The sequence below is a fragment of the Trichocoleus sp. DQ-A3 genome, assembly GCF_039961975.1.
GTDB lineage: Bacteria > Cyanobacteriota > Cyanobacteriia > Cyanobacteriales > FACHB-T130 > FACHB-T130.
Window position 1 is genome coordinate 67,884 of record NZ_JAMPKC010000009.1, and the last position, 26,425, is coordinate 94,308.

Sequence of the window (26,425 nt, forward strand, 5' to 3'; positions counted from 1 at the left end):
CTAATAACCCATGACTAATGACCAATGACAATGGATTTCTAGGGTTCAGCCGTATCTGAAGTTTCTACTTTCGCCTTCATCGGATGACGATCGATACCAAGTTTAGGCCATTCCTGGCGGTACATTAACTCCAGCTCATTTCCCGCTCTCCGGAAAATTTTGGCTTGGTTAAACAAAAAACCTTGAAACAGCCGATAGAAAACAAGGCTAGTAATGGCGACTATCAGCCCAGCCGCCGTACTAATCAGAGATTCGCTAATCCCTAGAGTCACTCCAGCGGTTGAAGATGTTCCGAGATCGCCGAGGCGAATACCACTCAAGGATCTGATCAATCCCAACACGGTTCCCAACAATCCTAGTAGGGGACCAAGGGCAATCACTGCTTCTAGAATTTTGTCGCCTTGGCGCATCGAAGCCAATTCCTCGTCTGCGGCTGCTTCCAGTGCCAGCCTAAACAATTCTGGATCGGGGTGAGAAAGTCGTAAGGGAGCATACAGAAAGCGCCCTATCGGCTGTTTTCTGGCTTGGTGAGCAATCTCAGTGGCAACTCCCCAGTTGCGAGTTGCTGCTTCTAGCACCCGATCCACAGTTTCTCTTTCTTTGGTCAAGATTCTTGCCCAAAACCACAGGCGCTCAAAAATAGTGCCTAGAGACAGCAGCGATAAAGCCAGCAGAGGCCACATCACTGGCCCACCTTTCTCGATTAGTTCTTGAAAAGTCACGGTCGATTCTTTCCTCCTACACTCCCCAAGCTTTTAATTTTCTTTAACAACTTGAAGCCATTCCAATTTTAGACAAGCATTGTCATTCAGACTGAACTAAAGGACGAGGTTCTCCCGTGAGTGTCGAATCTTCTAGTCAAACTTCGGGTGGATATCCACACCTACATAATGCTGGTAGATTTGTCAATATTAAAAATAACTAGAGGATTCAATAATGAATAATTTTTCAATCCAATCAATTTACAACTGGTATCGCAACGCGATCCGCAATCCCAAATATCGCTGGTGGGTGATTCTAGGGTCATTACTTTATCTTTTCAGCCCGATTGATATTGCCCCGGATTTCATACCCATCATCGGATGGATTGACGATGGTGTGATTCTGACGCTCCTGGTTGCTGAAGTTTCCCAAATGCTATCTCAGCGCCTCAAGTCTCGTGACGAGCAAGCGGTCTCTGAAGCGGATGTTGCAGGTGTGGGATCAACTTCCAATTCAGACACGGTTGATGTAAAGGCTGTTCCCCTCAAGTAGTGTGCGTCACAACAATAATATTAATAACCCCTCCCAGTGTTGCAGCCATATTCCGCAGGCTTCTGGAGAGGGGTCTTTGTTTGTAGTAGTCGCACCCAAAAGTAATGACTTTTGAGAGACGGATGATCTACGTCTATACAAGAGCCAGGGCGAACGAGGGGACTTGAACCCCCGAGTGGTGGAACCACAATCCACTGCCTTAACCACTTGGCTACGCTCGCCATTTCAGATTTTTAATATAGCATTGTGCTTGCCAGTTGATCCAGTCTTTCGTCAGTTAACCTGGAACTCAGACGGCGATCGCCGTAGTCAAAGGCTACAAAAGAATGGTTTTAACATCCCATGAAGGGTTTACAGGTTATTACAACGATTGCGGGAGTCGCCTTGGCTGGGCTGGGTGTAGCGATGGCGCTGACGAATCCCACTCAGGAGGAGTACGAAGAATTTGCCTTACAGCAACTAACGGTGTACATAAAAGACAATGTTTGTGAAAAGGCTCCAGAAAACTTTGAGAATTTTTTGAAGCGTCAATGTATGTTATTAGTTGAGACGGGCAGCCCGCAGGTGAAGCGGCTGATTGCTGAAACGACAGAGCGGCAAAATTTTATCTTTTTTAGCATTTATCGCACCGATTTGTCGGTTAGTTCGTTCCTGCCTTCTTATCATTTTGAGTCGGTAGGAGCTTTCGACAATGTCTATATTTATCAAGCAGAGAAGCAATAATCTTGTTAGCAAAGAATTATTGCTTCAAGCTGCGCGATCGCTTCTTAAAGTGCTGAGAAACGGGTAACGCCGCCAATTAACTACACTCAGCCTTATAACAGATACACCCAATGGTCATCTCTCCAATTGAGGATATCTTGGAGATGAATATCAACAGGGAGTGCGATCGCGGCTGCCATGATCTATTGTGTTAGCGCTGGATGTCAAAGACCCCAAAATCCTTCTGACCAAAGATTTTGCCTGTGTTGTGGGCAAGCGTTATTGCTGAAAGACCGCTATCGCCCAGTCAAACCTATTGGTAAAGGTGGCATGGGAAGAACTTTTTTGGCGGTGGATGAGCATATTCCCTCTAAACCCAAGTGTGTCATTAAGCAACTGTGCTTCCCACAGCAAGATTCAACCAGTTTTAGAAAGGTCGTTTCCTTATTTCGTCAGGAAGCGATACACCTGAATGAACTAGGGAAACATCCGCAAATTCCCTCTCTCTTTGCCCACTTTGAACAGCAGCAGCAGCTGTATTTAGTGCAGGAGTTGATTTCCGGGCAAACTCTAGCGGAGGAATTGCAGCAACGGGACATTTATAACGAAACGCAGATTTGGGAATTTTTGCAGGATTTGTTGCCAGTTTTGCAATATATCCACGAACATCGGGTGATTCACCGAGATATTAAGCCAGCGAATATTATCCGCCGCACCCCCTCAACCTCCTCTTCCCCAGGAGAAAGGGAAGGTGAGTTAATTTTGATTGATTTTGGGATTGCCAAGCTATTCACAGACACTGCTGTGTTCAACACTGGCACGATCGTTGGTAGCCCGGATTATATGGCACCCGAACAAACGCGAGGCAAAGCCCTGCCCTCCAGCGACCTCTACAGTTTGGGCGTCACTTGTATCTACTTGCTCACAGGCGTTTCGCCCCTGAATATGTATGACATTATGAATAACGGGTGGGCGTGGCGCAATTTTTTACCCAAGGAGAGAAAAGTTAGCGATCGCCTGGGTCAAATTTTGGATCGGCTGCTACAAAATAACATTAAAGATCGTTACCCAGACGCTGCCTCTGCCTTGCAAGCGGTACAGCAAAATTTAAACCCCAGACCTACATCTCCGGTTCCAACTCAATCTCAACGACCGGGTGGTAGTGCCTTGAATTCCGAGGTTGGAGTTGACTATACAAAATTGCGGGATTTACTCGCTAAAAAGAAATGGAAAGAAGCCGATCGGGAAACCTGGGCAGTGATGTGTCTGGTAGTCGGCAAGTCAAGCAATAACTATCTATTCAACAGCGATATTCAAAAGTTTCCTTGCGAGGATTTATGGACGATTGACCAGTTATGGGTAAAGTACAGCCAGGGGCGCTTTGGTTTCAGCGTGCAAAAGCAAATTTTTCTGGAGGTTGGGGGAGAATATAGCAATTTTTGCGATCGCGTTGGCTGGCCTACCCACAACCCGTATATTCCTGACTCTGGTTTGAAATTTAGCGATAAGGCACCTATTGGACATCTACCATCGCGGCGGTGGGCGGGTGGTTATGAATGGTGGCGTCACGCCAGTGCAATGGCTGGAAAACTAGAACAGTGCAGTATTGCTTAGCTTTTGGTGCCTTATCAGCGATTTTCATCCTCGGTTGAGCGATTGTAACGGTTTTAGCTAAAAAATTGCCTCAACTGAGATTTCAATCTTGTTTTTTGTGTCCTCCTCTGGTTATAGAAAAATCCATGAGCTAAGTCTACCCGATGAGGCAGGAATACCTTTGACAGCCGATCTAAAGTATGGGTATATACCTTGATTTGTGAAGGAAAAAGAATCGTTTTTTTTGAATTCCTTTACAAAAAATATTGGCAAGCGCTCAACGATCCGGCAAATAGAGGAAAGGAATCCATTCATGTTTTTCCATAAAAAAGAACCCATTCATACTGTTAATATCACAGAGCCGAATCCACGTTATGCCCAGCTACTGCTAGAGCAGTTTGGGGGAGCAACGGGTGAATTAACAGCCGCTTTACAGTATTGGGTGCAGTCATTTCATTGCGAAAATCCTGGTATTCGGGATATGCTCCAAGATATTGCAATCGAAGAGTTTAGCCACTTAGAAATGGTTGGCAAACTGATTGAATCACATACCAAGAATGTAGATCAAACAGAAGCGTACCGGAGTACGCTCTTTGCTGTACGCGGCATGGGACCACACTTTTTAGATAGCCAAGGAAGCGCTTGGACAGCGAACTATATCAATGAAGGTGGGGATGTTGTGCGCGATCTGCGGGCAGACATCGCCGCTGAGGCTGGGGCACGTCAAACCTATGAGGAGCTGATCAAAATGGCTCCGGATCAAGGTACAAAAGACACCTTGGTACATTTGTTGACTCGCGAAATTTCTCATACGAAGATGTTCATGAATGCACTTTCTTCGTTGGGCAAATTAACAGATCCTTTCTTTGGCAATATCCAGCCGGATGAAACGGTCAATCTTTACTTCAACTTGTCTACGAATGGTAAAGATGAGCGCGGGCCTTGGAACTCGGAACCGGATTTCCAGTATGTCGCCGATCCATCTGCTGAAGTTAAACAGTAAATCGTCAGCAGTAGAACTCAATTAAAAAAGATAGAGTCACGGGGAGGTGTAGCCCAGTGGCTCTATTTTTATGAATAAGTTATTAATAATATTAGAAATCCTCTAACCATCAGCGGTACCCAAATTGGTAAACCACTGGGATAAATTGTCAATTGGAAACGATTGATACAGAAATTGTTGCTGGAAACGATATCAAATTGAATAAAGAAACTGCTCAAAAGCCTGTAGTTACACACTTGCCCAAGTCATCTGCCTATCTACTGGTCTCTCACGGAAGCCGCGACCCGCGCCCCCAAGCGGCTGTAGAACAGCTGGCAACCCTGATCTACGAGAAGGCACAAAGGTCAGAGAATGCCTGGGTGCAGGCATTTCAACCCGTTCGCCGCTTGGCTGCATCGCCCATGCTAGAGACGCGAAATTTTACGTCTTTACAAGAACCACTGGTGGGTACAGCAGTGCTAGAATTGGCAACCCAGCCGTTGCACGAGCAAATTCGGCAATTTGGCGTTCGCGTAGCGTCTGCGAAGCAGAATCGCGTGGCGTCTATAAAGCAGAATCGCGCTGTTGCATCTGAGTACCATTCTGAGAACCCCTGCATTCAGGTGTTGCCGCTGTTTCTACTGCCGGGAGTTCACGTCATGGAGGATATCCCAGAGGAAGTTGCGATCGCTCAAGTAGCGTTTGGCTCTAAATTGAAACTTGACATTCGTCCTCACTTAGGCACTCACCTTGGCTTGAGTCGTCTGTTAGCCAGTCAATTCGCTTCGATAACAGCAGACGCTCGGATTCTCCTAGCTCACGGAAGCCGCCGTGCTGGGGGAAATCAATCAGTAGAAACCATTGCACGGACTTTGGACGCGGTGCCTGCTTACTGGTCAGTGCCACCCAGCCTAGAGGACAGGGTGAAAGCGTTGGTTGAGGCGGGGAAGGAAAAAATCGCCATCCTGCCTTATTTTCTATTTGCTGGGGGAATTACGGATGCGATCGCTCAAACAGTTGAGCGATTATCCCAGCAGTTTCCATCGGCAAAACTCCAGATGGCTGAACCAATCGGCGCTAGCGCAGAATTAGCGGATTTAATTTGGGATTTGAGAAGTCAATGAACCTCACACTGTCAGAGAACACACAGGTAAACAGGAGAACGTGTTTGGGTAAAGTATATCTAGTGGGTGCAGGGCCAGGAGATCCTGGTTTATTAACCCTCAAAGGAAAAGGGCTGTTGGAGTGTGCCGATGTCGTAGTTTACGACGCTCTGGTGAGTCCCCAAATTTTGGCAATGATTAATCCCCAAGCCGAAAAAATTGACGCTGGAAAGCGGATGGGGCGTCATTCCCTGTTACAGGAAGAAACGACTCAACTATTAATTGAAAAAGCACAAACTGCGGCAATCGTGGTGCGCCTCAAAGGCGGCGATCCCTTTGTGTTTGGTCGGGGCGGCGAAGAGATGGAAGACTTGGTAAATGCGGGAGTGCCGGTGGAAGTAGTACCGGGAGTGACATCTGGGATTGCCGCACCCGCTTATGCGGGAATTCCTTTAACTCACCGCGCTTATAGCTCCTCGGTGACATTTGTTACCGGACACGAATCCGCCGGAAAGTATCGACCCGCCGTGAACTGGCAAGCGATCGCCCACGGTTCTGAAACCATTGTCATCTACATGGGCGTTCACAACTTACCTTACATTACGGAACAACTTCAGACAGCAGGCTTAAGCCCAGAGACGCCAGTAGCGTTGGTGCGCTGGGGAACCCGACCGGAACAAGAAGAACTCATTGGCACTTTGGAGACGATTGTGGCGCAAGTCGAGGCGACTGGATTTGGGGCACCCGCGATCGCCATTATTGGTGCTGTCGTGAATATGCACCAAATTCTGTCAGGATGTCGTCCACTCAGCTTGAAGATTGAGGGCTGAGGATTGAGGACTGAAGACTGAGGGCTGAGGACTGAGGACTGAGAACTGAGGGCTAAAATCTCAGTAAAAAGCTATAAAAAGCGATCGGTAGTTAATTGGTACGTCTGATTTAAGACCTTTCATACCTTACTCAGCTTGTGCTTCGCACTACTTTGCTAACAGTCCTCAAACCTCAGTCCTCTCTCCTCTCTCAGTCCTCAGTCCTCAGCACTCAGTCCTAATTTATGAGCGTCGAATATTAAAGCAGCACCACTCTTGACGCCGCCAGAGCGTGGCAACAATCCAATCATGTTGCTCTAAAGTATCGGCAATGGGCTTCGCTTGTTCTAGCAAAACGCCGCTAATAATTCCCCAAGTGCTGGGTTTAGCCATCTCTGTCATCTGCGGGATCAAGTCGATAATCACCTCCGCCAGAATATTGCAAAGAATGCCATCGACCGGCTCATGTAACAATTGCATTAAGCGATCGATACTGCCTTGCTCCACAATCAACCGATCGGGGCTAATTTTGTTGAGTTCTCGGTTGCTGTGGGTGGCTCGCACCGCCATCGGGTCAAGATCTGCGGCATAAACCTTTTCGGCACCTAAAAGCATTGCGGCAATCGAGAGAATGCCAGATCCACAACCAATATCTGCCACAACGATATCGGGAGTGCCCAAACCCAATCGCATCTCCAACGCTTCCAGACACAGCTGAGTCGTTTGATGGGTGCCGGTGCCAAAAGCGGCTCCGGGATCGAGGCGCAGGGTAAGCCGTTCCGTCTGCTCTGGAGGGGGCAACCAAGCGGGGTAGATTAATAAGCGATCGCCAACTTCTTGCGGTTGCCAGTATTGCTTCCAGCTACTTGCCCAATCTTCCTCATCAATTAAATGCCAATCCATCACCGGCATCGGCATTCCCACATTCAGCGCATCTTGACGCAGCCACAGAGACAGCGCCGCCAAATCTAATAACTGCGCTTGGAGTGCGGATAAATAACCACACACTAGGCGCGAGTGTCCTTTAACCTCAATGGATGTGCCGCGACAGCCAAATTTTTCCAGCCGCCAGAAAATTAAATCTTCTAAGGCTGGGTCGCAGAGAACTTGAATTTCCCACCAGGTGTTTGCCATACATCAGGGCTGAGGGCTGAGGACTAAGGACTGAGGTATGAGGGCTGAGGACTGAGGGCTGAGGACTGAGGGCTGAGGACTGTTAGCCCAATGGTGCGAAGCACTAGCTGAGGACTGAGGAAGGTTAGAACCTAGAACTTAGCAATATAGAGTAAAGAGAAACTAAAAAGAATTTACTCTTTGTGTACCTCTTTTCTTCATCCTCAGTCCTCAGTCCTACATCCTCAGTCCTACATCCTCAGTCCTACATCCTCAGCCATCAGCACTTATAAAGTTACCGTATAGGCATCTCGAATGCCGGGAATCTTGAGAATTTCTGCCAAAATTCCCTCTGGTAGGGGATCGTCCAGGCTTAACACCATTACTGCATCGCCGCGCACGATTTTACGACCCACCTGCATACTGGCAATATTGACATTAAAGCTGCCCAATAGGGAACCAATATTCCCGATAATTCCTGGCATATCGCGGTGCAGCGTAAACAGCATATTAGAAGTGGGGGGGACGTTGATGGGAAAATCATCAATGCTAGTGATCCGAATTTCGTTATCGCCCAATAAAGCACCAGTGACCGAGTGTTCTCCTAGGGAACCCTTTGCCGACAGTTGCAGCGAACCCGAATAATCTCGAATCGAGGCATCCCGCGTTTCAATCACGCGAATTCCCCGCTCCTTTGCCTCAATACTGGCATTCACGTAGTTCACTCGCTCTCTCAACGCTTGAGAGAGCAGCCCTTTCAGTGCTGCTACGATGAGAGGCTGACTTTGATTAGTTGCCAATTCTCCCTGCAAGCTGATATTCAACAACTCAATCCGTCCTCCAGCCAGTTGCCCGACCAAATGACCCAGAGTTTCCGCCAAGAGGAGATAAGGTCTGAGTTTTTCCAATACGTCAGGCCGCAATCCAGGAATATTCACGGCTGAACGCGCTGGTAGGCCCAGCAGAACGTCCCGAATCTGCTCGGCAACATCGATAGCAACATTTACCTGAGCTTCTGCTGTAGAGGCTCCCAGATGGGGAGTCAGGATGAGATTTTTCCCCAGCGATCGCAACTCCGACTCGCCAAGCGGTTCTGTCTCAAAAACGTCCAACGCCGCCCCAGCAATTTTGCCAGCTTTTAACGCCTCCGCCAAGGCTGCCTCATCAATAATGCCACCACGGGCACAATTGATAATCCGAGTCGTGGGTTTCATTTTAGCGATCGCCTCGGCGTTAATCAGATGAGTCGTTTCTGGAGTTTTAGGGATGTGCAGGGTAATGTAATCGGATTCCTGAAACAGCATATCCAGATCGACTAGACGACAACCCAGTTCATCTGCCCGTTCTACCGAGATGAAGGGATCGTAAGCTAGCAGTTTCATCCCCATCGCTTTCGCAACGCTGGCGACATGAGAACCAATTTTCCCCAAACCGACAACACCCAGCGTTTTCTTGTAAACTTCAGCCCCGATAAAACTCTTGCGATCCCACTGACTGCTTTTCACCGACTGATTGGCTTCGGGGATATAACGGGAGAGCGATAGCATCATTGCCAAAGCGTGTTCTGCTGCTGCAATGGTGTTACCTTCGGGGGAATTGACGACGACAATTCCTTGTCGGGTGGCGGCTGGAACATCGACATTATCGACGCCAACTCCAGCACGACCAATAATTTTTAGCTGGGTGCCCGCTTCGATAATTTCTTTGGTGACATGGGTTCCAGAACGAATCATCAGAGCGTCATACTCTGGCATAATTCGCACCAGTTCTTCTGGAGAAAGACCTGTTTTAATGTCAACTTGGGCAACTTGGGAGAGGATATCTATTCCAACTTGGTCTATGGGATCGGAAACAAGAACCTTGGACATGATGGGCAGGTGAGTCTAAATAAAAATTCCATTACGACACGCACGCACGACCCCTAAAAGGTCAAAACCGCAAGTCGCGCGTTGCGTTGCATCCACTTCGCCAGGATAGCTCCCTTGCGTTACGCGATCGCGTGCCGGTAAAACCTTGGGAGCAAGCTTGCCTGATGGGAGCTGGCTTAGACATCGCGTCTAATCACTCTCCACCACGAACAATACAGGCAGAAGGTCATTTTAACTGTATCAGGTGTCTTTGTACGGCTGGTTGGCTGAAAGTTTTTAACTTTCATTCGCGTGGGCGAAGTGCTTCTTGCCGATGGCGGAAGGAAACAAAACACAGCCAAAGATATCAGCTACCCATCGCACAAATGCGATCGCTTTCGCATATACCGCTCCTAGCGACTTCTCGCGCAAGTGCATCCTAATTACGGTAGAAGATTTGCTGTCCCTTGCACTGCTAGGCTTTAACTAAGGCTATCTCAGCATTTTACGAATCACCATGAATTATCTCGTTGCCGTACTGGCAGACCGCATCCAGGCAGAAGCCGCCTATTCCGCTTTAGAGAAAGAAGGCTTACCGATGAATAAAGTTAGTATTTTGGGCAGAGGATACAAAAGCGCGGATGAATTTGGCTTAATTGACCCCAACGAGCAAGCTAAAAAGCAATCAAAGCTGATGGCTTATTGGCTCATCCCCTTTGGATTTTTCGCTGGAATAGCTTTCAATATCACCACGGGTTTAGACACCTTTGCCTGGGCGGGTCCAATCGGCAATTACCTGATTGCTGGACTTTTAGGTGCCGCCTCCGGTGCGATGGGTAGCGTGTTTGTGGGGGGAGGAGTAGGCTTGGCGCTGGGAAGTGGTGATGCCTTGCCTTACCGCAACCGCCTCAATGCCGGTAAGTATCTGATTGTCGTCAAAGCTTCCGAAACGATCATCCGCCAAGCGACTCGGATTCTCCGTCAGTTTGAACCCGAAAATATCCAAGGCTACGTTGACTCAGAGGGAGTCTAGAAAATAAGCACCTTCCAACCTTTCGAGCTGGCTGGGTCTTCCATCCACGGGCAGAGGAAGTAACAAACACAACATTGTTACTTTAACTACCAGCCTGAGCGCAAGTCACTGGAAGGGGGTTTAGATGCAAATATTGCCAACTTGTTTGGGAGTTGCGCTCGTCGGCTCGATCGTAGTTGATGTGCTTTGGACAACGATCGCCGTCGGCGGCGGTGGGGGGCCGATTACATCTAGATTGTCCAATTGCTTGTGGAGATTGCTTCTCCATCGACATCGCTCCTCTCCCTCTCATCAGATGCTTTCCGTTGCAGGCTACAGCACCATTGGCATTTCTACGCTGCTGTGGATTTTGGCTACTTGGGCAGGATGGGTCTTAATTTTTAGCGCCAGCGATCGCTCGTTGATTTCTGCGGATACAAAGCAGCCTACTGATATCTGGGAAAAAATTTACTTTACAGGTTATACCTTAGTTACCCTCGGTCTTGGAGACTACCAACCCCAAGGAAAAATTTGGCAACTGGCAACTGCGACAGCAGCAGCAAACGGGTTTTTCCTCATTACTCTATCGATTACTTATCTGCTTTCTGTAGTGTCAGCCGGAACCCAGAAACGACAGCTAGCAACCTACATTTCCTGTCTTGGTAATACTCCCACCGAAATCGTCACCAAAGCATGGAACGGTAAAGATTTTGGGATGCTATCTCAGCACTTGGTAGCGATCGCGCCCATGCTAGCCTTATACGGGCAAAGTCATTTCGCTTATCCGGTACTTCATTACTTTCATAGCACCAAGCGGGAGACAGCGGCGGAAGTTAACATAGCTGTCTTGGACGAGGCGCTGACCTTGCTCGAATCTGGAATTAAGCCGGAACATCGACCCGATGCGGTGGCGCTATACCCAGTGCGGCAAACCCTGTCAGTCTTTCTAGAAACCCTGACTTCTGCTTACATTAAGCCAGCCTCAGACGTGCCACCCCTGGCAGTTCTCGATGAGTTACGTGCTAACGGGATTCCCACGGTTAGCGATGAAGCCTTTGCATTAGAAGTCAGCAACTTGACGAGACGACGGCGTTTGCTCCTCGCCTTAGTGAGAAACGATGGGTGGTCGTGGAAGGAGGTCGGGAATCGGTTTGGGTAAAGGGGAATGATTCAGTTTAACCAAGCGCGAGGAGCCGCTAAAAGCAGCATCCGCGAAAGCGATCGCACTCATCGCATTGTCCGTCAGGTTCCGCTCCCAACGATAGAATCAAGAAAGTTTCACCTCCAAAAGCGTCTGCTGTATGTTGCCAAGGGAAGAACTCCTCAAAGGAGTCGAAAATCGAGAGACTGTAGCTCGTGTTATCGATCTAGCGGATCAAGCGATTAAAACGTGGGAAGTAGTCTTTACGGATTTTCTGTCTCCTCCAGAACTAGCTGAAATCCAGCAAGCGTTTAATCGGTTAACAGAAGTCCAACTGCTTGCTTGGGGAGGTTATCCGCAAGCTGAACGACAGCGAATTGCGATCGCGCGTGCAGAATTGCCCCTCGATGCCTCACAAGTTTCGATTGCTGCTATCGATATTGCCGGTAATTTCTTGTTTGACCAAGCCACCCACCGAGACTTCCTCGGCGCAATGTTGGGGTGTGGAATTGTCCGCGAAAAAACTGGCGACGTGATTGTGCTGGGAGAGCAAGGAGCGCAGGCGATTGTTGTTCCAGAGATGGTGGAGTTTTTGGGAATGCATCTTAATCAGGTGCGTTCCGTCCCAGTAAAAACTCGGCAAATTGAGTTGAGCGAGTTAAAGATTCGGGAACCGAAAAAGAAAGAATTGACAACGGTTGAGGCTTCTTTGAGGCTGGATGCGATCGCTTCCGCTGGCTTTGGGATGTCTCGCAGCAAAATGGTTGATTTTATTGACGGCGGTGATGTGCGATTGAATTGGAAAGAAGTCACCCAGCCAAGTCATCTTCTGAAGTCTGGAGACTTAATCGCGATTCGCGGCAAAGGACGGTTAGAGGTTGGGGAAATTGCTGTTACTAAAAAAGAACGTTACCGCGTGCAGCTAACAAGATTCATGTAAGCGTGTTTTATAGCGTTTCTCTGTTGGGTGGAATATATCGCGGTTCTGACGTTACCGCGACCAAGGTTAGGGACAATGCCATGCCCCTACAGATTTATCGTATCTTCACGAATCATTTAGGGTCGTTATTCAAAGTGGTAGATGCTTTAGAAGAGGAGCTGCACCGTCTGCGCTAACAGATGTTATTGCCATCTGAGCAAGTATTCTGGGGAGCCACTGCAACCTGATTTGTGGGATTTTCCAGTCAGATACGGGAACACTAACAGGAGTTGCTGTATATAGAGTATGTCCCGTCTCAACAATCGCGCCTTTCAAATCCTTCGTGCGGAAGTAAAGAACTGTTCCGCTAACGATCCTTTAAGTCAGACTGAGCAAGAGATTGTCCTAAGACGATTAGAAAGACTTCGGTTGCAAAAAGGCTCGCCAGCGTCTTTGGATGAAATGCGCGAGGCAGTTATAGACATGTTTCCACAGTTTAGCCAGAAGGCACTCAAGGAAGCTGCCAGAGCGAACCGTCCGCCCGGTGTTTTTAGCAAAATCAAATGGACGGCTATACTCCTGACTGGTTCGGCTGGGGCGCTTTGGGTAGTGAATTTGCCTTATCCAATGATTCGGTGGCCTATTGCCAAAACAGCACCAATTTTGCTGCTGCCGAGCTATATGAGTATGGATCATCACTACCGTCAGGCGATCGCTCAAGTTGAGCAAGCTGACCAATTGGTTAATAAAGCCACCTCTCCAGCAGATTTTGAGTTAGGTGCCGAGAAAGTCAAACAAGCACAAAAACATCTTGATGCTCTGCCAGTATGGTTTTTGGGCTATTGGCCTCAGTATACATTTTGGTTCGGTTGGCAGTTTACTCTCGATGAGTTTAAATCCGCGCGTGCAACTGTGGGGCGAATGGAAGCCCAGTTGTTTCAAGAAAACCAAGCTCAGACGCTACTAACTCAAGGTGAAGAATCGCTGAATACAGCTAAACAGCAGTATCAACAAGCGCAGACTACAACAGATAGAGAGAAAGCGATCGCATCTTGGCAGACATTTCTCGACCAGATGGATCAACTTCCACAGGAAACCCTCGCAGGAAAAGCCGCACAAACTAAACTCCAAGCCTACAAGCGTGACTTTGAAAAGGTAGCTAGTACTGCTGACCGGAATGCTCGTACCGGCACCTTAATCGCAGCAGCCCAGGAATTTGCTCTCTCGGCGGAGAAAGCTGCCCAACAACCACCGCAAACCGCCGCACAATGGCAACAAGTTGAAAAATTGTGGGAAGAAGCAATTGACCGACTCAAAGAAGTACCATTACAAGATCCTGGCTATTTGGAGGCCCAAAAGTTACTGGCATCCTATCAAACCAATCTAGGAATGGTGCAAACCAAACGGCAATCTGTCGGTAGTGCGGTCGATAGTGCCCGTAGTGGCACGTTAATTGAGGGAGCAAAACAATTTGCCTTTGCCGCTGCCAAAGCTGGGCAGAATCCACCTCATACAGCAGAACAGTGGCAACAAATTGACAATCTGTGGGAAAAAGCAATTAACCAACTGCAAACTATTCGAGTGGAGGATTCTGGCTATTTAGAAGCCCAAAAGTTACTGGCATCGTACCAAACTAACTTAGGAATTGTGCAAACTCGACTGAAAGCCGAACGCGATTCAAGAGAAGCCCTCACAGAAGCTAAACAGGAAATCCAAAGCTTGATTGCTTCGATTCCCAGTGATTCCTCACAGGTAAATCGCAACCAGATAGTTAGCCAGATGCAGGGGATTATCAATCAACTGCAAACTGTCAAGCCTGGGACAACTGCTTATAAAGAATCCCAACAATTGCTGCAATCGGCACACAAGAAGCTGAAGCAACTTTAACTCAAGGGATAATCCCGGTTTTCTTCCGAACCAAGATGGATCGGGATCAAGAAATCGCTCTCGTGCGAGGAGCCATTAAGAGGGATATAAGCGAGAGCGATCGCAACTTGATAAAATGCGATTAAGTTTACCAGTTAAAAGTCAAACGGCTGATAGCTAAGGGCTGATGTGCCATGCGCGATTCTGATTTTACAGATGTTTTACAGTGGACGCCGGAAGCAAAGGCAAAGCTGAAAAATATTCCTTTTTTTGTCCGTTCCCAAGCGCGTCAGCGAATTGAGCAAATCGCTCGTGCAGGGGGTTTGGAAGTTGTCACGGGTGAGTTAGTGGAGCAGGCGCGGCTAGAATTTGGGCAGTGAGCGATCGCGCTGCCATACTTCTTGGAGCATACAAACCTCATCCTCATGGGTCATTTCCGAACTAGAAAATGGGAAATTTATAGCTCTTTCTGGGGTAAGGGAGAAGTTAACTAAGAAGTATGCGATCGTAGTCTTCAACTCTCTTCTAAATTCATCGCTGCTAGAAAAGCTTGCTGACTCACTGTTTGATAAACGGTGTCTAAATATTGCATCACCGGCTGACTAGAACCGGATGCGAGGGGAATCGATCCGAGTACATTTAATACAGTGTCACCAGTCGGTGCAATTACGACCAGTGAAGAATCTAGCGGTTCGTCGTATTGCCAGAATTGCTCAATTTTTAGCGGGGTTGCTGCTAGGGATGAAGTACCCTCGTCTGATGGCTGGGATGTCTCCTCTGTGGTAATTTCAGCCTCAGAAGTTTCAGCGGTACCGCGTCTTAGCTTGCGTAAGGTATCGAGGATTTGTTCTTTGGGGCGTCCCCGCAACTGGAAGATTACAAAAGGATCTTCACTAAAGCGATCGCCTAACTGATAATAAACTGCACCAATGTGTTTGCAGGGAATTTCCTTATCTGGGCAACTACACCGTGCATGGATATCGGACAGAGTAAAGGGAAATATGCTTAAACCATTGGCGGTAAACACTTCTTGAATGTTGGGCGGCATTTCTCCCGCCAATAGTTGGGCAGAAAAAATCGCCCGTTGAGACATCGTTTCAATCACATAATCCCACTGTTCATCCGTAAAAGGGTCTAGGGATAGGGAAACTTGATAAGGTTCCGGTGCCGTCCCTTGCACTTTTGCTAGCACCTTTGGGCCTTTAAACTCAATGCTGAGAACATTTCCCTGCATTGCATAATTTCGTGCCCTTTCTAATCGCTTTTTGAAGCGGGACTTCTCTAATAGATCGATCCATTCTTGAACCCACCATTCGCGGCTTTGAATTTCGTAATTGTTCATATTATTGCTTATTTTTTATTCGTCATTTATCCAAAAAGTCTAATAACGACTGATGACTCAGGATTTGCTTATTCATCATCAATCACAGCAGTACGATCTAGCAGCAATAAATTGCGGAGTTGGTCAGTATTCAGTTCCGTAATCCACTGTTCACCGGCACCCACCACTTGCTCTGCCAATGCTTTTTTACTTTCAATCATTTCATTAATTCTTTCTTCGAGGGTGCCGGTACAGGTGAATTTATGTACCTGTACATTCCGGGTTTGACCAATCCGAAATACCCGATCCGTTGCCTGATTTTCAACTGCTGGGTTCCACCAACGGTCGAAATGAAAGACATGATTCGCACGTGTTAAATTGAGACCCGTTCCACCAGCTTTTAAAGAAAGAATAAAAATTCGGGGGCCTTCTGGGTCATTTTGGAATCGGTCAATCATTTCCTCCCGTTGTTGTTTGCGGGTGCCTCCATATAAAAATAGAGTTTCCCCACCTAGATGTTTCTCTAAATAGGGTTGGAGAAGTTTTCCCCACTCGGCAAATTGAGTAAAAATCAAGGCGCGATCGCCTTCTAATAAAGCTTCCTCCAACATCTCTTCTAAACGCTGAAGTTTGCCAGAGCGACGCTGTGCTACCAGTTCTTTTTCCTTTAAAAATTGGGCGGGATGGTTGCAGATTTGCTTTAACTTTATCAACAAAGCTAAAATGATTCCCTTGCGTTGCACACCTTCGCTGGCTTCAATTTCAACTAGCGATTCTTCCACCAATTTTTGATAGAGTGCGGCTTGTTCGGCAGAAAGTCCGCAGAATACGGTCATTTCCTGCTTATCTGGCAAATCTTGAATGATATTGCGATCGCTTTTCAGGCGACGCAGAATAAAAGGACTCACCAGCGATCGCAATGTCTGCAACGAAGCCATATCTCCATATTTTTCAATCGGCAAGGCAAACCGGCGTTGAAAGAAATCCCGCGTTCCCAAATACCCCGGATTCAGGAAATCTAAAATTGACCAAAGTTCTGCCAAGCGATTCTCCACCGGAGTTCCGGTTAACGCAATCCGAAAACCTGCTTGTAACTGACGTACTGCTTGCGATTGCTTCGCCTGTGGATTCTTAATATTTTGAGCTTCATCCAGCACCACACCCCGCCAAGAAACACTCTGAAGGTCTTTGGCATCTCGAAACGCCAGTGAATAACTGGTAATTACCAAATCTTTGCCCTTAAAGGCTTTCGCCAACGCTTTCCCTTTCGATCGTTTATCCCCGTGATGGACGACGACTTTCAGCGTGGGGCCAAATTTCTTAACTTCTCGTTCCCAGTTTCCCAAAACTGAAGTCGGGCAAACTAATAGCGTTGGTGCTTCTAATTTCTCTCCTTCTTGTAAATTCAGCAGAAAGGCGATGCATTGAATTGTTTTTCCCAATCCCATATCGTCTGCGAGGCAAGCTCCCAAACCCCAGCGTTCGAGGAAGGAGAGCCAGCCAACGCCCCGCGCTTGATAAGGTCGCAACTGCCCCTGGAAATTGGCAGGCGGCGCGATCGCTTCCACCGCCTGATTATTGGTTAAAGTTGTTAGCAACTGCTGAAGCGGCCCTGCTGCCTCAAAGCTAACTACCGGAAGTTTTTCGATTACCTTGGTATCGCCGGTACTCAGCCGCAGAGCATCTTCTAAGGAAAGCGCCATTTGGTCTTTGGGCGTTGCCAGCAGCAACTGAGCGGCTTTCACATCGGAGGGTTGCAGGGCTATCCACTCCCCATTCACTTGCACTAGCGGACTTTGCAGAGCGATTAGACGGTCAAATTCTTGTTTAGAAATCGTGCGATCGCCAATTGCTAATTCCCACTCGAAAGACAACCAGCTTTGCAATCCCGACTGACCTTTGCCCGGTGTAGTGCTAGAGCGAATTTTCAGCCCCAAATGCCTATTTTCTCCCTCCGCAGGCATCAGACTGGACGGCATCACGACTCCCAATCCACTGTCCTTGAGTCGCCACGCACCCGCCTTAATAAATTCGTACACCTGCACGGGTGTCAAGCGACAAGACTGCGGGCGACGGTCATGCAAGCTGGCTTCAATGGGCGGATAAAGTCGCGCACCCAGACCTAAGCCACTTAGAAAAGTCTCCTGATGATGCTCAATCGTGCGACCTTTGAAGACCAAACGCTCTAAGGGATGGTTCCAGATAGTTTCTGCATCCACCAAAAATTCTGGGTCGCCCGTTGCTTGAAGAAAGTATTCTAAACTCCAATTCTCATCACCTGATACAGGTGGTTGGAGAAGGAAACAGGTGCGAAATCGGTTTTGTTGGTATTGGCGGGTTCTCAAATCGCCGCTAGCGAACACCGGGGCGACTAAATGATCTCGTACTGGCGATGTCCAAGTCTGAAAGGCTGCTTCCAAGCGTCCAATTGCCGCCGGTTCTGCTTTGAGGGTATTGGATGTGGTAGAAAGGGCTTGCAACCACTCCTGCAAGATCGGTTCTACTGCGGGTAAGGGAGAATTCCCAACACCCGAACGCACTTGCGCGTCGATTGCACTGCCTAAGAATCCTAAGAGTAATTCCTTGGGTTCGTCCGGTTCCAGTTGTTCGTTAGGTTTATCTTTACTACTAACCTCTAAATGTTGATAAGTGCGGCAGGCAGAGGGCATGAGCTGGGTAAACTTTTCTAAACGCGCTTGATCTAACCCACTATCGAGTAGAGGTTGCCAAGCGGCGACAACAGTACCATTTGACTGCCGATGCAGGGTTGGTAAAAATTTAGATCGCACCAGAAGATCCAAAATCCAGCGGCTAACCTGTGCCCAAAAGCGTAAATCTCCCCCGACATAAGTATCAGATGCTTGAAAAGAGCCAAGGGGCAACGCTTGCAAAAATTGTATGGCTTCCAGAGGATCGAGACATAGCCCTTCAACTTGCCAGGGGTGTAAGGATAAGGTTGAAGCATCCGCACCTTCTGAAAGCATTTTGGTAGACAGCACCGGATAAATTGGCTCGCCTGTCTCTGAGGTTTGGCTAGGCAGAGCGATCGCTTTCTTGTGCCATTTCTCGTTAGCCTGACTTCTCGAATGGCTGCGCGATTCTCCAAGGAGACTACGCGATCGCAAAAAAGCGATTAATTCCACCTGCGTCATCGCCATCGGATGGGATGCCACTGTATCGGGTTGAGAAGACATCGCAGGCGTCATGGGTCGCCAAATTTCTCCCCAAACAAATAGATAACCACCCTGAGGTTGAACGAGCCAACTACCGTGTAAAACTGCCATATTTAAAAGCTTTTTTTGTGAGAATTAACTCAATTTATTAACGTTTATTAGAGCAGAAATTAGCAATTAGATAATTCGATGCTTTTTCCTTAGCTAAATTAAAGGCATCACTTTTTACAAGTTTTACTTAAAAATTAAAATTTATTTACTTTTTTAACGACCTTCTTGCCAAATGGGATTAAAGCCGAACTCGACCAGATGTTTCCTTCTGAGCAAGATGCAGTCAGAGAATTACTGAATCTGATTATTATTGAGGGTCAAACTTATCGCAAAAGTAAACCTCTATCCAAAGTAGAATTTGCTGCCTATTGGATGACCCACGATGCTTTTGTTGCCACCGATAACCACACTAAATCCACCAACGCCGATGAAAATCTTGGGAGCTTTACTATACTCAAGCCCAACTTTCCCGGACGGTGCAGCGACATCTGCAATGCTGGATTTATTGTACAACCTGCTTGAGCGGGGTCAAAGCATGAGTAGGTTGATCGAGAGCAATGCTAGAAATAGCTGCCGTTAAGGGTTACACGGCGATGATGTTCAATTTTGTCTTGGCAATTAACACGCCTTCTATCCGATTGTGACAATCTTTAATATTTGAGAGAATCGGGCGGATTCTGATCGCTGCACATTTATTTGATGGACTATCTCAGGGACGAGTAGGAGACGTCCTAAAGATGTACCTCTCTTTGCGCTAATTTATCAGCCGTCAGTTGTTATCGTCGATCCTCTGCGCCCTTACTCCTCTGTCCGTCCTCGTCTCCGGAATGCCGTCATCTACACTAAAGGCACCACCAGTACCTAAGTGCTACGATTGCGAAAGATAAAGAAAAATGATAGAAGGACAAAGTACCGCATGGTAGAGCTAGACAAGTCAATATCCTTTGATGGACGGGATATTCGACTGAAGGTGGGTTTGCTTGCCCCTCAAGCTGGGGGTTCAGTTTTAATTCAGTCAGGAGACACCGCAGTTTTAGTCACGGCGACTCGCTCCGGAGGCCGAGAAGGCATTGATTTCCTGCCGTTAATGGTAGATTACGAAGAAAGGCTTTATGCAGCCGGTCGGATTCCCGGTGGTTTCTTGCGACGAGAAGGGCGTCCCCCCGAAAAAGTAACGCTCACGGGTCGTTTGATTGACCGTCCCCTGCGTCCATTATTTCCTTCCTGGCTGAGAGATGACATTCAGGTAGTAGCAACCACGCTGTCGATGGATGAGCAGGTACCGCCGGATGTTCTGGCGGTAACAGGTGCTTCAATTGCGGTGCTTTTAGCACAGATTCCCTTCCAAGGACCGATGGCAGCGGTGCGGGTTGGTTTGGTGGGGGATGATTTTATTATCAATCCTACCTACGCCGAGATTGAGGCGGGGGATTTGGATCTGGTGGTGGCAGGCTCTCCAGATGGCGTGATTATGGTCGAAGCTGGAGCGAATCAGCTGCCAGAACAGGATGTCATTGAGGCGATTGATTTCGGCTATGAGGCGGTGCGCGACTTGATTGAGGCGCAGCGAGAACTCATGGCAGCACTGGGGATTGAATTGGTTCAAGAAATCCAGCCGGAAGTCGATTCGACCCTAGAGAATTTTATTCGCGATCGCGCGACTGCCCAAATCAAAGAAGTCCTCTCCAAATTTGAACTGGACAAAAATAGCCGCGATGCTCTTTTAGATCAGATCAAAGAGACACAAATCCTGGCAGCGATCGCAGAATTAGCCGAAGACGACCCCATCCGAGTGGCTTCTGCGGCTAACTCTAAAGCAGTGAGTAACGTCTTTAAAGACATTACCAAGAAGCTGATGCGCCGTCAGATTGTCGAAGACAGCGTCCGGGTAGATGGTCGCAAGCTTGATGAAGTACGCCCTGTCTCTTGTCGCGTTGGTCTGTTGCCCAATCGGGTTCATGGCAGCGGTTTGTTTAACCGCGGACTGACCCAGGTGTTATCTGTTTGTACTCTTGGCACCCCAGGCGATGCCCAGGATCTTGCAGATGACCTGCATCCAGAAGATGAAAAGCGCTATTTACATCACTATAATTTTCCACCCTTTTCTGTTGGGGAAACCAAGCCGATGCGGGCACCCGGTCGTCGGGAAATTGGTCACGGGGCACTAGCCGCACGGGCAATAGTGCCAGTGTTACCACCGAAGGAAGAGTTCCCCTACGTGATTCGGGTGGTGTCTGAAGTTCTTTCTTCTAATGGTTCCACATCGATGGGTTCGGTGTGTGGTTCCACCCTGGCTTTGATGGATGCTGGCGTACCCATTGCGAAGCCGGTGAGTGGCGCAGCAATGGGACTGATTAAAGAAGGCGAGGAAGTTCGCATTCTGACTGATATTCAGGGCATTGAAGATTTCTTAGGTGACATGGACTTTAAGGTGGCAGGTACTGATACTGGTATCACTGCCTTGCAAATGGACATGAAGATCAGCGGACTGCCTCTGGATATCATTGCCAAAGCCGTCGAGCAAGCAAAGGGCGCTAGGCTGCACATTTTAGAGAAAATGCTGGCAACCATTGACCAGCCCCGCACCGAGATGTCACCTTATGCACCTCGCTTGCTAACGCTCAAGATTGAGCCAGAACTCATTGGCATGGTCATCGGGCCTGGAGGCAAGATGATTAAGAGCATCACTGAAGAAACGGGTGCCAAAATCGACATTGAGGATGATGGCACGATCACGATTTCAGCAGTAGATGGCGAGAAGGCGAAGAAAGCCCGCAACATCATCCAAGGGATGACGCGGAGGCTGAATGAGGGTGATGTATACGCTGGTCGCGTAACCCGGATTATTCCAATTGGGGCGTTTGTGGAAGTGCTTCCCGGAAAAGAAGGGATGATCCACATTTCTCAACTTGCTGATTACCGAGTCGGTCGCGTCGAAGATGAAGTGGCTGTCGGGGATGAAGTCATTGTCAAGGTACGGGAAATTGATAGCAAAGGTCGGATTAATCTGACGCGCTTGGGGATTCACCCAGATGAAGCGGCAGCTGCTCGTGAAGCGGCAGCAAGTCGTTAAAAAAAAGCACTTAGCGATTAGCGATTAGCGGTTAGCAATTAGGAATTGAAATTGCTAACCGCTAATCGCTGAACCGAGCTTTTTTCCTCAACAACTACTATTCCATTCGGTTATTAAATCTAATCTAATTATCCCGTAGCTATAGCAATCCTATTTGAGTTGCAAGCTAGGAGTTCAGATTCCTGACTTCTTCGATAAGTCGAATATCTCGCGTTTGAAAATGATTTAGCACCGAGCTATAAAAACTATAATTAGATGAATCATAGCAACAGTAAAGAGTTGTTTCTAGTAGTCTTTAACTCTTAGTTATGAGTTGGTTGATATTGAACGAATGACTGAAGGTTAAAGATGTAGAAAGCTTTTATTAATAACGAGTTGCATTTCTTGTCGTGTAGGTTAATGCCGTGCGCGAACGTTCGCTAACAAAAGTTAGCTGATGGTTTTTTTACTTAGCCCAATGTACTCTATCGACCCCATCCGCCCACATCAAATGCTTGACTCGTAAGTCTGACGATTGGAGGGTAAGTATAGATATCATTATCGTATATTAAAAAACATCTATCTTAAGGTAGGTTGACGATTTTTAAATTGTAGTGTTAAGGTTGCAGTCAGTCTACATAAGTCAGCCTAATCCAGTATCTCACTTTAAAAAACGTACCTTATCTAATTAAGGTGAAGCTGGAGCGGAGGAACCAAATTTTGGGGCTTATCGATGAGAGATTAAAAATTAAAAATAGTAATCCTAATTTTTAATTTTGCATTCTTAATTTCTCAGAGAGGGACATCTCTCAGTCCTCGCCCGTCAGCTAACTCCGTCGGCATTGAGAGGAGACTGAAGAGTCAGCAATTTTGTAGAATTTGCGCGATCTCATCAGTGTCCTTGGCTGGTATCTGTTCGCTTCGTTGTACCTGCCCTCGACTATGAGTAGAGGCACATGCCGTGCTTCAACTGCTGGCGTAGGAAAGCAGGTGCGCTAGCTATGAGGAGAAAATCAACCGATGTTACTGACTGACAAAAATCGTATCGCCTTAATTTCGGTAGATGGCGATCCAGCGGTAGAAATTGGGCAAGAAGAAGCTGGAGGTCAAAATGTCTATGTGCGTCAAGTAGGATTAGCACTCGCTGAGCAAGGTTGGCAGGTGGATATGTTCACTCGCCGCAGCACTCCGGATCAACTGGATGTCGTTCAGCATACGCCGAACTGCCAGACAATCCGATTAGCCGCTGGGCCAGCCCAATTCATGAGTCGGGATCGGCTTTTCGGCTATTTACCAGAGTTTGTTGAACAATTCCAGGCATTCCAGCAGCGTGAAGGTTTGCAATATACCCTGGTGCATACCAATTATTGGTTGTCATCTTGGGTGGGAATGGAACTGAAAAAGCACCAACCTTTGAAGCAGGTACATACATATCACTCTCTGGGTGCAGTGAAGTATCGTACAGTTTCCGAGATTCCAGCGATCGCTTCCACACGGCTAGCAGTTGAAAAAGCGTGTTTGGAAACAGTGGATCGAGTGATTGCTACCAGTCCGCAAGAAGAAGATCAAATGCGATCGCTTGTTTCCACTCAGGGACAGATTGAAATGATTCCCTGCGGTACAGATATCGTTAAATTTGGTTCCACTCAGCGCCAAGAAGCACGCCAACAGCTAGGAATTGCCAGCGACGCCAAAGTAGTGCTGTATGTGGGTCGTTTCGATCGGCGCAAGGGAATTGAAACGCTAGTCAGAGCCGTAGCAAAATCAAGCTTACGCAAGTCTTGCGACCTAAAGCTCCTCATCGCAGGCGGAAGCCGTCCGGGACAGAGTGACGGCATTGAACGCGATCGCATTGAGAAAATCGTAGCTGAAGAAGGCATTGGCGATCTCACTTGCTTCCCCGGTCGTGTGGAAGATAACGATTTGCCTCTCTACTACTCAGCTGCCGATGTGTGTGTTGTCCCCAGTCATTACGAACCCTTCGGTTTAGTTGCCATTGAAGCAATGGCTACCCGGACGCCGGTAATTGCAAGTAATGTAGGCGGCTTGCAGTTTACCGTAGTGCCAGAGGTAACGGGTTTACTGGTACCTCCCAAAGATGAAGTCGCCTTTGGACAGGCGATTGACCGCATCCTAGCCGATCCCGATTGGCGAGACCAATTAGGCCAAATGGGTCGCCAACGGGTAGAAATTGCCTTTAGCTGGAATAGCGTGGCATTACGACTCAGCCATCTGTACACCAAATTACTGTGCCAAGCTGCTGTTGAATCTACGAGCAAACCGCAGCTAGTCGCTTGAGATTTTTTCCCCTGAAAAGTGCTGAGTCCTTTGGGATGGGATTTTAATCCCGATAGCGAGCAAGAAAAGGCACTAGAAAAGAGTTTCCATCCAACGTTGTGAGCTTTCAGTGTATAAGCGTTTCTTGCAATAAAAACAATCAATCTTCTTTGTTCCTTGCAAGGAGGAAATGAGACTCCCTCTTCGTTTCCGAAAGTTAGGACAGGTTCTCAATATTTTTGCAAGAACTCTATTCCCCAACCCTAAACAAATTTATTCCAAATCGATGGATTGTCGGTAAAAGCGGGATATCCATCCAATCATTTGAGAGCAATTCAAGTAGTAAGAAAACGGCAAATCACAAAATTAGGAGAGTTGAAATCATGCTGAATATCGGAGATAGCGTACTACATAAGAAAACCGGACGCTCAGGCAAGGTTTTTGGCTATGGCTATCAGATGGTTAATAGCACATACTTACCAACACTTATTGTCAGAGTAGTTGAAGCTGCAAGTTTAAGCCAGAAGAGTTTTGTAGAAGATTTGTCTTCGTCATGGATTCTGAAGGAAGAAGCTTCTCGGCTCTCGGCAAAGACTGCACGATAGAGCCTAGCACTGCTGCATTTGTGCTTTGAGCGATCGCTCAAAACAAAACTCGGTCAGTTTCTGACCGAGTTTTGTATTTTTGTCAAATATTTAGTTGTGAAAAAACCACTAATCCCATTTAACGTTATTCGGCAAAATCGCGTTGTCGAGAGCCGCATCCTTCAAGTTAGCATTTATCAAGTTAGCCTCTCTCAAATTGGCACTACTTAAGTCTGCTTTCTGGAGATCGGCGCTATTTGCAAATACACCCGTTAAATTAGCTTTTTCCAGATTAGCCTGCGTTAGATCGGCACCTTCTAAGTTGGCATTCGCTAGGTTAGCTCCCTGCAAGTTTGCCCCTCTCAAATCAGCCCCAGTGAGATGGGCACTTACAAGATTGGCTCCTTTCAAGTCGCAGTTCTGACATTGCTTAGTTTCGATTAATCGTCTGACATGAGCGGGATTTTCGGCTCGGACGGGAGCAACTAAGCCTAAGGGAAGCAGAATCGCTGCGGCTGCTAAAAATTTTAGTTTCATATTTACTCCAATAATTTAAGTTTTTTATTTACGTTCTGGTATAATTTTAAACCTATGTTTTTTTGAGAAACATCCTACGATAGGGGGGAATCTTTCGGGTAAATACCCACCTAAAGTAATAAAAAGATTTTTGAAGTGAGTAGCGGCTAAGAGCAGCATCCCCAGAGCGATCGCTCCTGCGGATCGAGTGTTGGCGTGCAAGGATTGCGGGGTGAAATTATCGCGTCGCTTGACATTTGCGCTTTTAGCGACCAGAAAGTGTAAATGCGATCGCCTTTAAAGCAGGGGTTCCCCCGCCGTACTAAACTGGAGGTTACAGTTTTTAGCATTCTGAACTTGACTGAGTTAGCTGTGCGGAAAATAGTTATTGCCGGTAATTGGAAAATGTACAAAACTCAGACCGAGAGTCTGGAGTTTTTGCAAGGATTCATGTCTCACCTAGAAGAAACCCCAGACGAGCGGGAAGTAGTCCTAGCGGCTCCTTTCACTGCTTTAAGCATCATGTCTAAAAATCTGCACGGTAGCCGCGTGCAGCTGGGTGCCCAAAACATCCACTGGGAAGAAATGGGAGCCTACACAGGTGAAATTGCCGGACCCATGCTGACAGAAATTGGGGTGCGTTTCGTAATTGTGGGTCATAGCGAACGGCGTCAATACTTTGGCGAAACCGATGAAACTGTGAACCTACGGCTGAAAGCAGCGCAACGCTACGGTTTAACGCCCATTCTCTGCGTCGGCGAAACCAAGCAACAACGCGATGCAGGTGAAACAGAATCCCTGATTTCTACCCAACTGAAAAAAGGCTTGGTTGACGTTGACCAGGAAAACCTGGTTATTGCCTACGAACCTATTTGGGCAATTGGTACTGGCGACACCTGCGAGTCAAAAGAAGCAAATCGGGTGATTGGCTTGATTCGCACTCAATTGACAAATCCAAATGTCTCGATTCAGTACGGTGGCTCGGTCAAGCCCAATAATATTGATGAAATCATGGCGCAGCCAGAAATCGATGGGGCTTTGGTCGGGGGAGCCAGTCTGGAGGCTGCCAGTTTTGCCCGAATTGTCAACTTTCAAAAAGGATAAGGATGT

23 protein-coding genes, 1 tRNA gene and 1 riboswitch are annotated in these 26,425 nt (G+C 47.5%); of the genes, 17 read left to right on the forward strand and 7 right to left on the reverse strand.

The annotated features are described in order from the left end of the window. Positions 1-38: 38 nt before the first annotated feature. Positions 39-722, reverse strand: a complete 684-nt coding sequence (locus NDI44_RS15400; protein WP_190411811.1) for a MotA/TolQ/ExbB proton channel family protein — start codon at positions 720-722, stop codon at positions 39-41. A gap of 214 nt (positions 723-936) precedes the next feature. Between NDI44_RS15400 and NDI44_RS15405 the strand changes: the two genes are divergently transcribed. Continuing rightward, complete coding sequence (locus NDI44_RS15405; protein WP_190411812.1) at positions 937-1,254, forward strand: YkvA family protein; 318 nt, start codon at positions 937-939, stop codon at positions 1,252-1,254. Between the two features lie 148 nt (positions 1,255-1,402). On the opposite strand, the gene NDI44_RS15410 is transcribed toward NDI44_RS15405, so the two are convergent. Next, positions 1,403-1,475, reverse strand: a tRNA-His gene (locus NDI44_RS15410). A gap of 121 nt (positions 1,476-1,596) precedes the next feature. Between NDI44_RS15410 and NDI44_RS15415 the strand changes: the two genes are divergently transcribed. The 5 genes from NDI44_RS15415 (at position 1,597) to cobA (ending at position 6,464) form a co-directional block, all read left to right on the forward strand. Then, positions 1,597-1,977 carry a DUF4359 domain-containing protein gene (locus tag NDI44_RS15415; RefSeq protein WP_190411813.1) on the forward strand — a complete coding sequence of 127 codons (381 nt, stop codon included), beginning with the start codon at positions 1,597-1,599 and terminating at the stop codon, positions 1,975-1,977. Between the two features lie 177 nt (positions 1,978-2,154). Further along, positions 2,155-3,570: a serine/threonine-protein kinase gene (locus NDI44_RS15420; protein WP_190411814.1), complete on the forward strand. Its 1,416-nt coding sequence runs from the start codon at positions 2,155-2,157 to the stop codon at positions 3,568-3,570. 292 nt (positions 3,571-3,862) lie between these two features. Further along, positions 3,863-4,552 (forward strand): manganese catalase family protein, encoded by a 690-nt coding sequence (locus NDI44_RS15425; protein ID WP_190411815.1) that lies wholly within the window; start codon positions 3,863-3,865, stop codon positions 4,550-4,552. 236 nt (positions 4,553-4,788) lie between these two features. Next, positions 4,789-5,655, forward strand: a complete 867-nt coding sequence (locus tag NDI44_RS15430; protein ID WP_190411942.1) for a sirohydrochlorin chelatase — start codon at positions 4,789-4,791, stop codon at positions 5,653-5,655. Continuing rightward, on the forward strand, positions 5,652-6,464 hold the full coding sequence (gene cobA / locus NDI44_RS15435; RefSeq protein WP_190411816.1) for a uroporphyrinogen-III C-methyltransferase: 813 nt from the start codon (positions 5,652-5,654) through the stop codon (positions 6,462-6,464). The genes NDI44_RS15430 and cobA overlap by 4 nt, the downstream gene beginning before the upstream one ends. A 222-nt stretch (positions 6,465-6,686) precedes the next feature. Here cobA and prmA read toward each other — a convergent pair whose 3' ends face one another. Together prmA and serA are read right to left on the reverse strand one after the other, a co-directional pair. Further along, entirely contained in the window at positions 6,687-7,577 is an 891-nt protein-coding gene (prmA, locus tag NDI44_RS15440; RefSeq protein WP_190411817.1) for a 50S ribosomal protein L11 methyltransferase, read from the reverse strand. Between the two features lie 266 nt (positions 7,578-7,843). Further along, positions 7,844-9,424 carry a phosphoglycerate dehydrogenase gene (gene serA, locus NDI44_RS15445; protein ID WP_190411818.1) on the reverse strand — a complete coding sequence of 527 codons (1,581 nt, stop codon included), beginning with the start codon at positions 9,422-9,424 and terminating at the stop codon, positions 7,844-7,846. 86 nt (positions 9,425-9,510) lie between these two features. Between serA and NDI44_RS15450 the strand changes: the two genes are divergently transcribed. From NDI44_RS15450 to NDI44_RS15475, 6 genes are all read left to right on the forward strand, one after another. After that, positions 9,511-9,846, forward strand: a complete 336-nt coding sequence (locus tag NDI44_RS15450) for a hypothetical protein (RefSeq protein ID WP_190427599.1) — start codon at positions 9,511-9,513, stop codon at positions 9,844-9,846. A 74-nt stretch (positions 9,847-9,920) separates the two neighbouring features. Then, positions 9,921-10,436: a hypothetical protein gene (locus NDI44_RS15455; protein WP_190411820.1), complete on the forward strand. Its 516-nt coding sequence runs from the start codon at positions 9,921-9,923 to the stop codon at positions 10,434-10,436. 124 nt (positions 10,437-10,560) lie between these two features. Then, positions 10,561-11,574 (forward strand): two pore domain potassium channel family protein, encoded by a 1,014-nt coding sequence (locus NDI44_RS15460; RefSeq protein ID WP_190411821.1) that lies wholly within the window; start codon positions 10,561-10,563, stop codon positions 11,572-11,574. A 142-nt stretch (positions 11,575-11,716) separates the two neighbouring features. Continuing rightward, positions 11,717-12,496 carry a photosystem II S4 domain protein gene (locus NDI44_RS15465; RefSeq protein ID WP_190411822.1) on the forward strand — a complete coding sequence of 260 codons (780 nt, stop codon included), beginning with the start codon at positions 11,717-11,719 and terminating at the stop codon, positions 12,494-12,496. Between the two features lie 285 nt (positions 12,497-12,781). Then, positions 12,782-14,362, forward strand: a complete 1,581-nt coding sequence (locus NDI44_RS15470) for a hypothetical protein (protein ID WP_190411823.1) — start codon at positions 12,782-12,784, stop codon at positions 14,360-14,362. Between the two features lie 173 nt (positions 14,363-14,535). Beyond that, entirely contained in the window at positions 14,536-14,721 is a 186-nt protein-coding gene (locus tag NDI44_RS15475) for a PCP reductase family protein (protein WP_190411824.1), read from the forward strand. Positions 14,722-14,855: 134 nt separating this feature from the next. On the opposite strand, the gene NDI44_RS15480 is transcribed toward NDI44_RS15475, so the two are convergent. Then, the gene (locus NDI44_RS15480) at positions 14,856-15,683 is read right to left on the reverse strand and encodes an SWIM zinc finger family protein (protein ID WP_190411825.1); all 828 of its coding nucleotides are present in this window, start codon (positions 15,681-15,683) and stop codon (positions 14,856-14,858) included. 68 nt (positions 15,684-15,751) lie between these two features. Beyond that, on the reverse strand, positions 15,752-18,946 hold the full coding sequence (locus NDI44_RS15485) for a DEAD/DEAH box helicase (protein WP_190411826.1): 3,195 nt from the start codon (positions 18,944-18,946) through the stop codon (positions 15,752-15,754). A gap of 165 nt (positions 18,947-19,111) precedes the next feature. Here NDI44_RS15485 and NDI44_RS15490 point away from each other — a divergent pair, with 165 nt between their 5' ends. The 4 genes from NDI44_RS15490 (at position 19,112) to NDI44_RS15505 (ending at position 24,820) form a co-directional block, all read left to right on the forward strand. Further along, positions 19,112-19,408 (forward strand): hypothetical protein, encoded by a 297-nt coding sequence (locus NDI44_RS15490; protein WP_199304788.1) that lies wholly within the window; start codon positions 19,112-19,114, stop codon positions 19,406-19,408. 394 nt (positions 19,409-19,802) lie between these two features. Further along, positions 19,803-21,959 carry a polyribonucleotide nucleotidyltransferase gene (locus NDI44_RS15495; RefSeq protein ID WP_190411827.1) on the forward strand — a complete coding sequence of 719 codons (2,157 nt, stop codon included), beginning with the start codon at positions 19,803-19,805 and terminating at the stop codon, positions 21,957-21,959. Between the two features lie 645 nt (positions 21,960-22,604). Further along, a riboswitch (cyclic di-AMP (ydaO/yuaA leader) is annotated at positions 22,605-22,795 on the forward strand. Between the two features lie 163 nt (positions 22,796-22,958). After that, positions 22,959-24,236, forward strand: a complete 1,278-nt coding sequence (locus NDI44_RS15500; RefSeq protein WP_190411828.1) for a glycosyltransferase family 1 protein — start codon at positions 22,959-22,961, stop codon at positions 24,234-24,236. A 218-nt stretch (positions 24,237-24,454) separates the two neighbouring features. Next, entirely contained in the window at positions 24,455-24,820 is a 366-nt protein-coding gene (locus NDI44_RS15505) for a hypothetical protein (protein WP_242031478.1), read from the forward strand. 108 nt (positions 24,821-24,928) lie between these two features. Here NDI44_RS15505 and NDI44_RS15510 read toward each other — a convergent pair whose 3' ends face one another. Beyond that, positions 24,929-25,336, reverse strand: a complete 408-nt coding sequence (locus tag NDI44_RS15510; RefSeq protein WP_190411830.1) for a pentapeptide repeat-containing protein — start codon at positions 25,334-25,336, stop codon at positions 24,929-24,931. A 351-nt stretch (positions 25,337-25,687) separates the two neighbouring features. Here NDI44_RS15510 and tpiA point away from each other — a divergent pair, with 351 nt between their 5' ends. Beyond that, positions 25,688-26,419: a triose-phosphate isomerase gene (gene tpiA / locus NDI44_RS15515; RefSeq protein ID WP_190411832.1), complete on the forward strand. Its 732-nt coding sequence runs from the start codon at positions 25,688-25,690 to the stop codon at positions 26,417-26,419. The last annotated feature ends 6 nt before the right edge of the window (positions 26,420-26,425 follow it).

What these genes read in the sequence shown, in the direction of transcription:
- NDI44_RS15405 (WP_190411812.1), top strand. Translation starts at nt 937, where the DNA reads ATGAATAATTTTTCAATCCAATCAATTTACAACTGGTATCGCAACGCG.
- NDI44_RS15415 (WP_190411813.1), top strand. Translation starts at nt 1,597, where the DNA reads ATGAAGGGTTTACAGGTTATTACAACGATTGCGGGAGTCGCCTTGGCT.
- NDI44_RS15420 (WP_190411814.1), top strand. Translation starts at nt 2,155, where the DNA reads ATGATCTATTGTGTTAGCGCTGGATGTCAAAGACCCCAAAATCCTTCT.
- NDI44_RS15425 (WP_190411815.1), top strand. Translation starts at nt 3,863, where the DNA reads ATGTTTTTCCATAAAAAAGAACCCATTCATACTGTTAATATCACAGAG.
- cobA (WP_190411816.1), top strand. Translation starts at nt 5,652, where the DNA reads ATGAACCTCACACTGTCAGAGAACACACAGGTAAACAGGAGAACGTGT.
- prmA (WP_190411817.1), bottom strand. Translation starts at nt 7,577, where the DNA reads ATGGCAAACACCTGGTGGGAAATTCAAGTTCTCTGCGACCCAGCCTTA.
- serA (WP_190411818.1), bottom strand. Translation starts at nt 9,424, where the DNA reads ATGTCCAAGGTTCTTGTTTCCGATCCCATAGACCAAGTTGGAATAGAT.
- NDI44_RS15455 (WP_190411820.1), top strand. Translation starts at nt 9,921, where the DNA reads ATGAATTATCTCGTTGCCGTACTGGCAGACCGCATCCAGGCAGAAGCC.
- NDI44_RS15460 (WP_190411821.1), top strand. Translation starts at nt 10,561, where the DNA reads ATGCAAATATTGCCAACTTGTTTGGGAGTTGCGCTCGTCGGCTCGATC.
- NDI44_RS15465 (WP_190411822.1), top strand. Translation starts at nt 11,717, where the DNA reads ATGTTGCCAAGGGAAGAACTCCTCAAAGGAGTCGAAAATCGAGAGACT.
- NDI44_RS15470 (WP_190411823.1), top strand. Translation starts at nt 12,782, where the DNA reads ATGTCCCGTCTCAACAATCGCGCCTTTCAAATCCTTCGTGCGGAAGTA.
- NDI44_RS15475 (WP_190411824.1), top strand. Translation starts at nt 14,536, where the DNA reads ATGCGCGATTCTGATTTTACAGATGTTTTACAGTGGACGCCGGAAGCA.
- NDI44_RS15480 (WP_190411825.1), bottom strand. Translation starts at nt 15,683, where the DNA reads ATGAACAATTACGAAATTCAAAGCCGCGAATGGTGGGTTCAAGAATGG.
- NDI44_RS15485 (WP_190411826.1), bottom strand. Translation starts at nt 18,946, where the DNA reads ATGGCAGTTTTACACGGTAGTTGGCTCGTTCAACCTCAGGGTGGTTAT.
- NDI44_RS15495 (WP_190411827.1), top strand. Translation starts at nt 19,803, where the DNA reads ATGGTAGAGCTAGACAAGTCAATATCCTTTGATGGACGGGATATTCGA.
- NDI44_RS15500 (WP_190411828.1), top strand. Translation starts at nt 22,959, where the DNA reads ATGTTACTGACTGACAAAAATCGTATCGCCTTAATTTCGGTAGATGGC.
- NDI44_RS15510 (WP_190411830.1), bottom strand. Translation starts at nt 25,336, where the DNA reads ATGAAACTAAAATTTTTAGCAGCCGCAGCGATTCTGCTTCCCTTAGGC.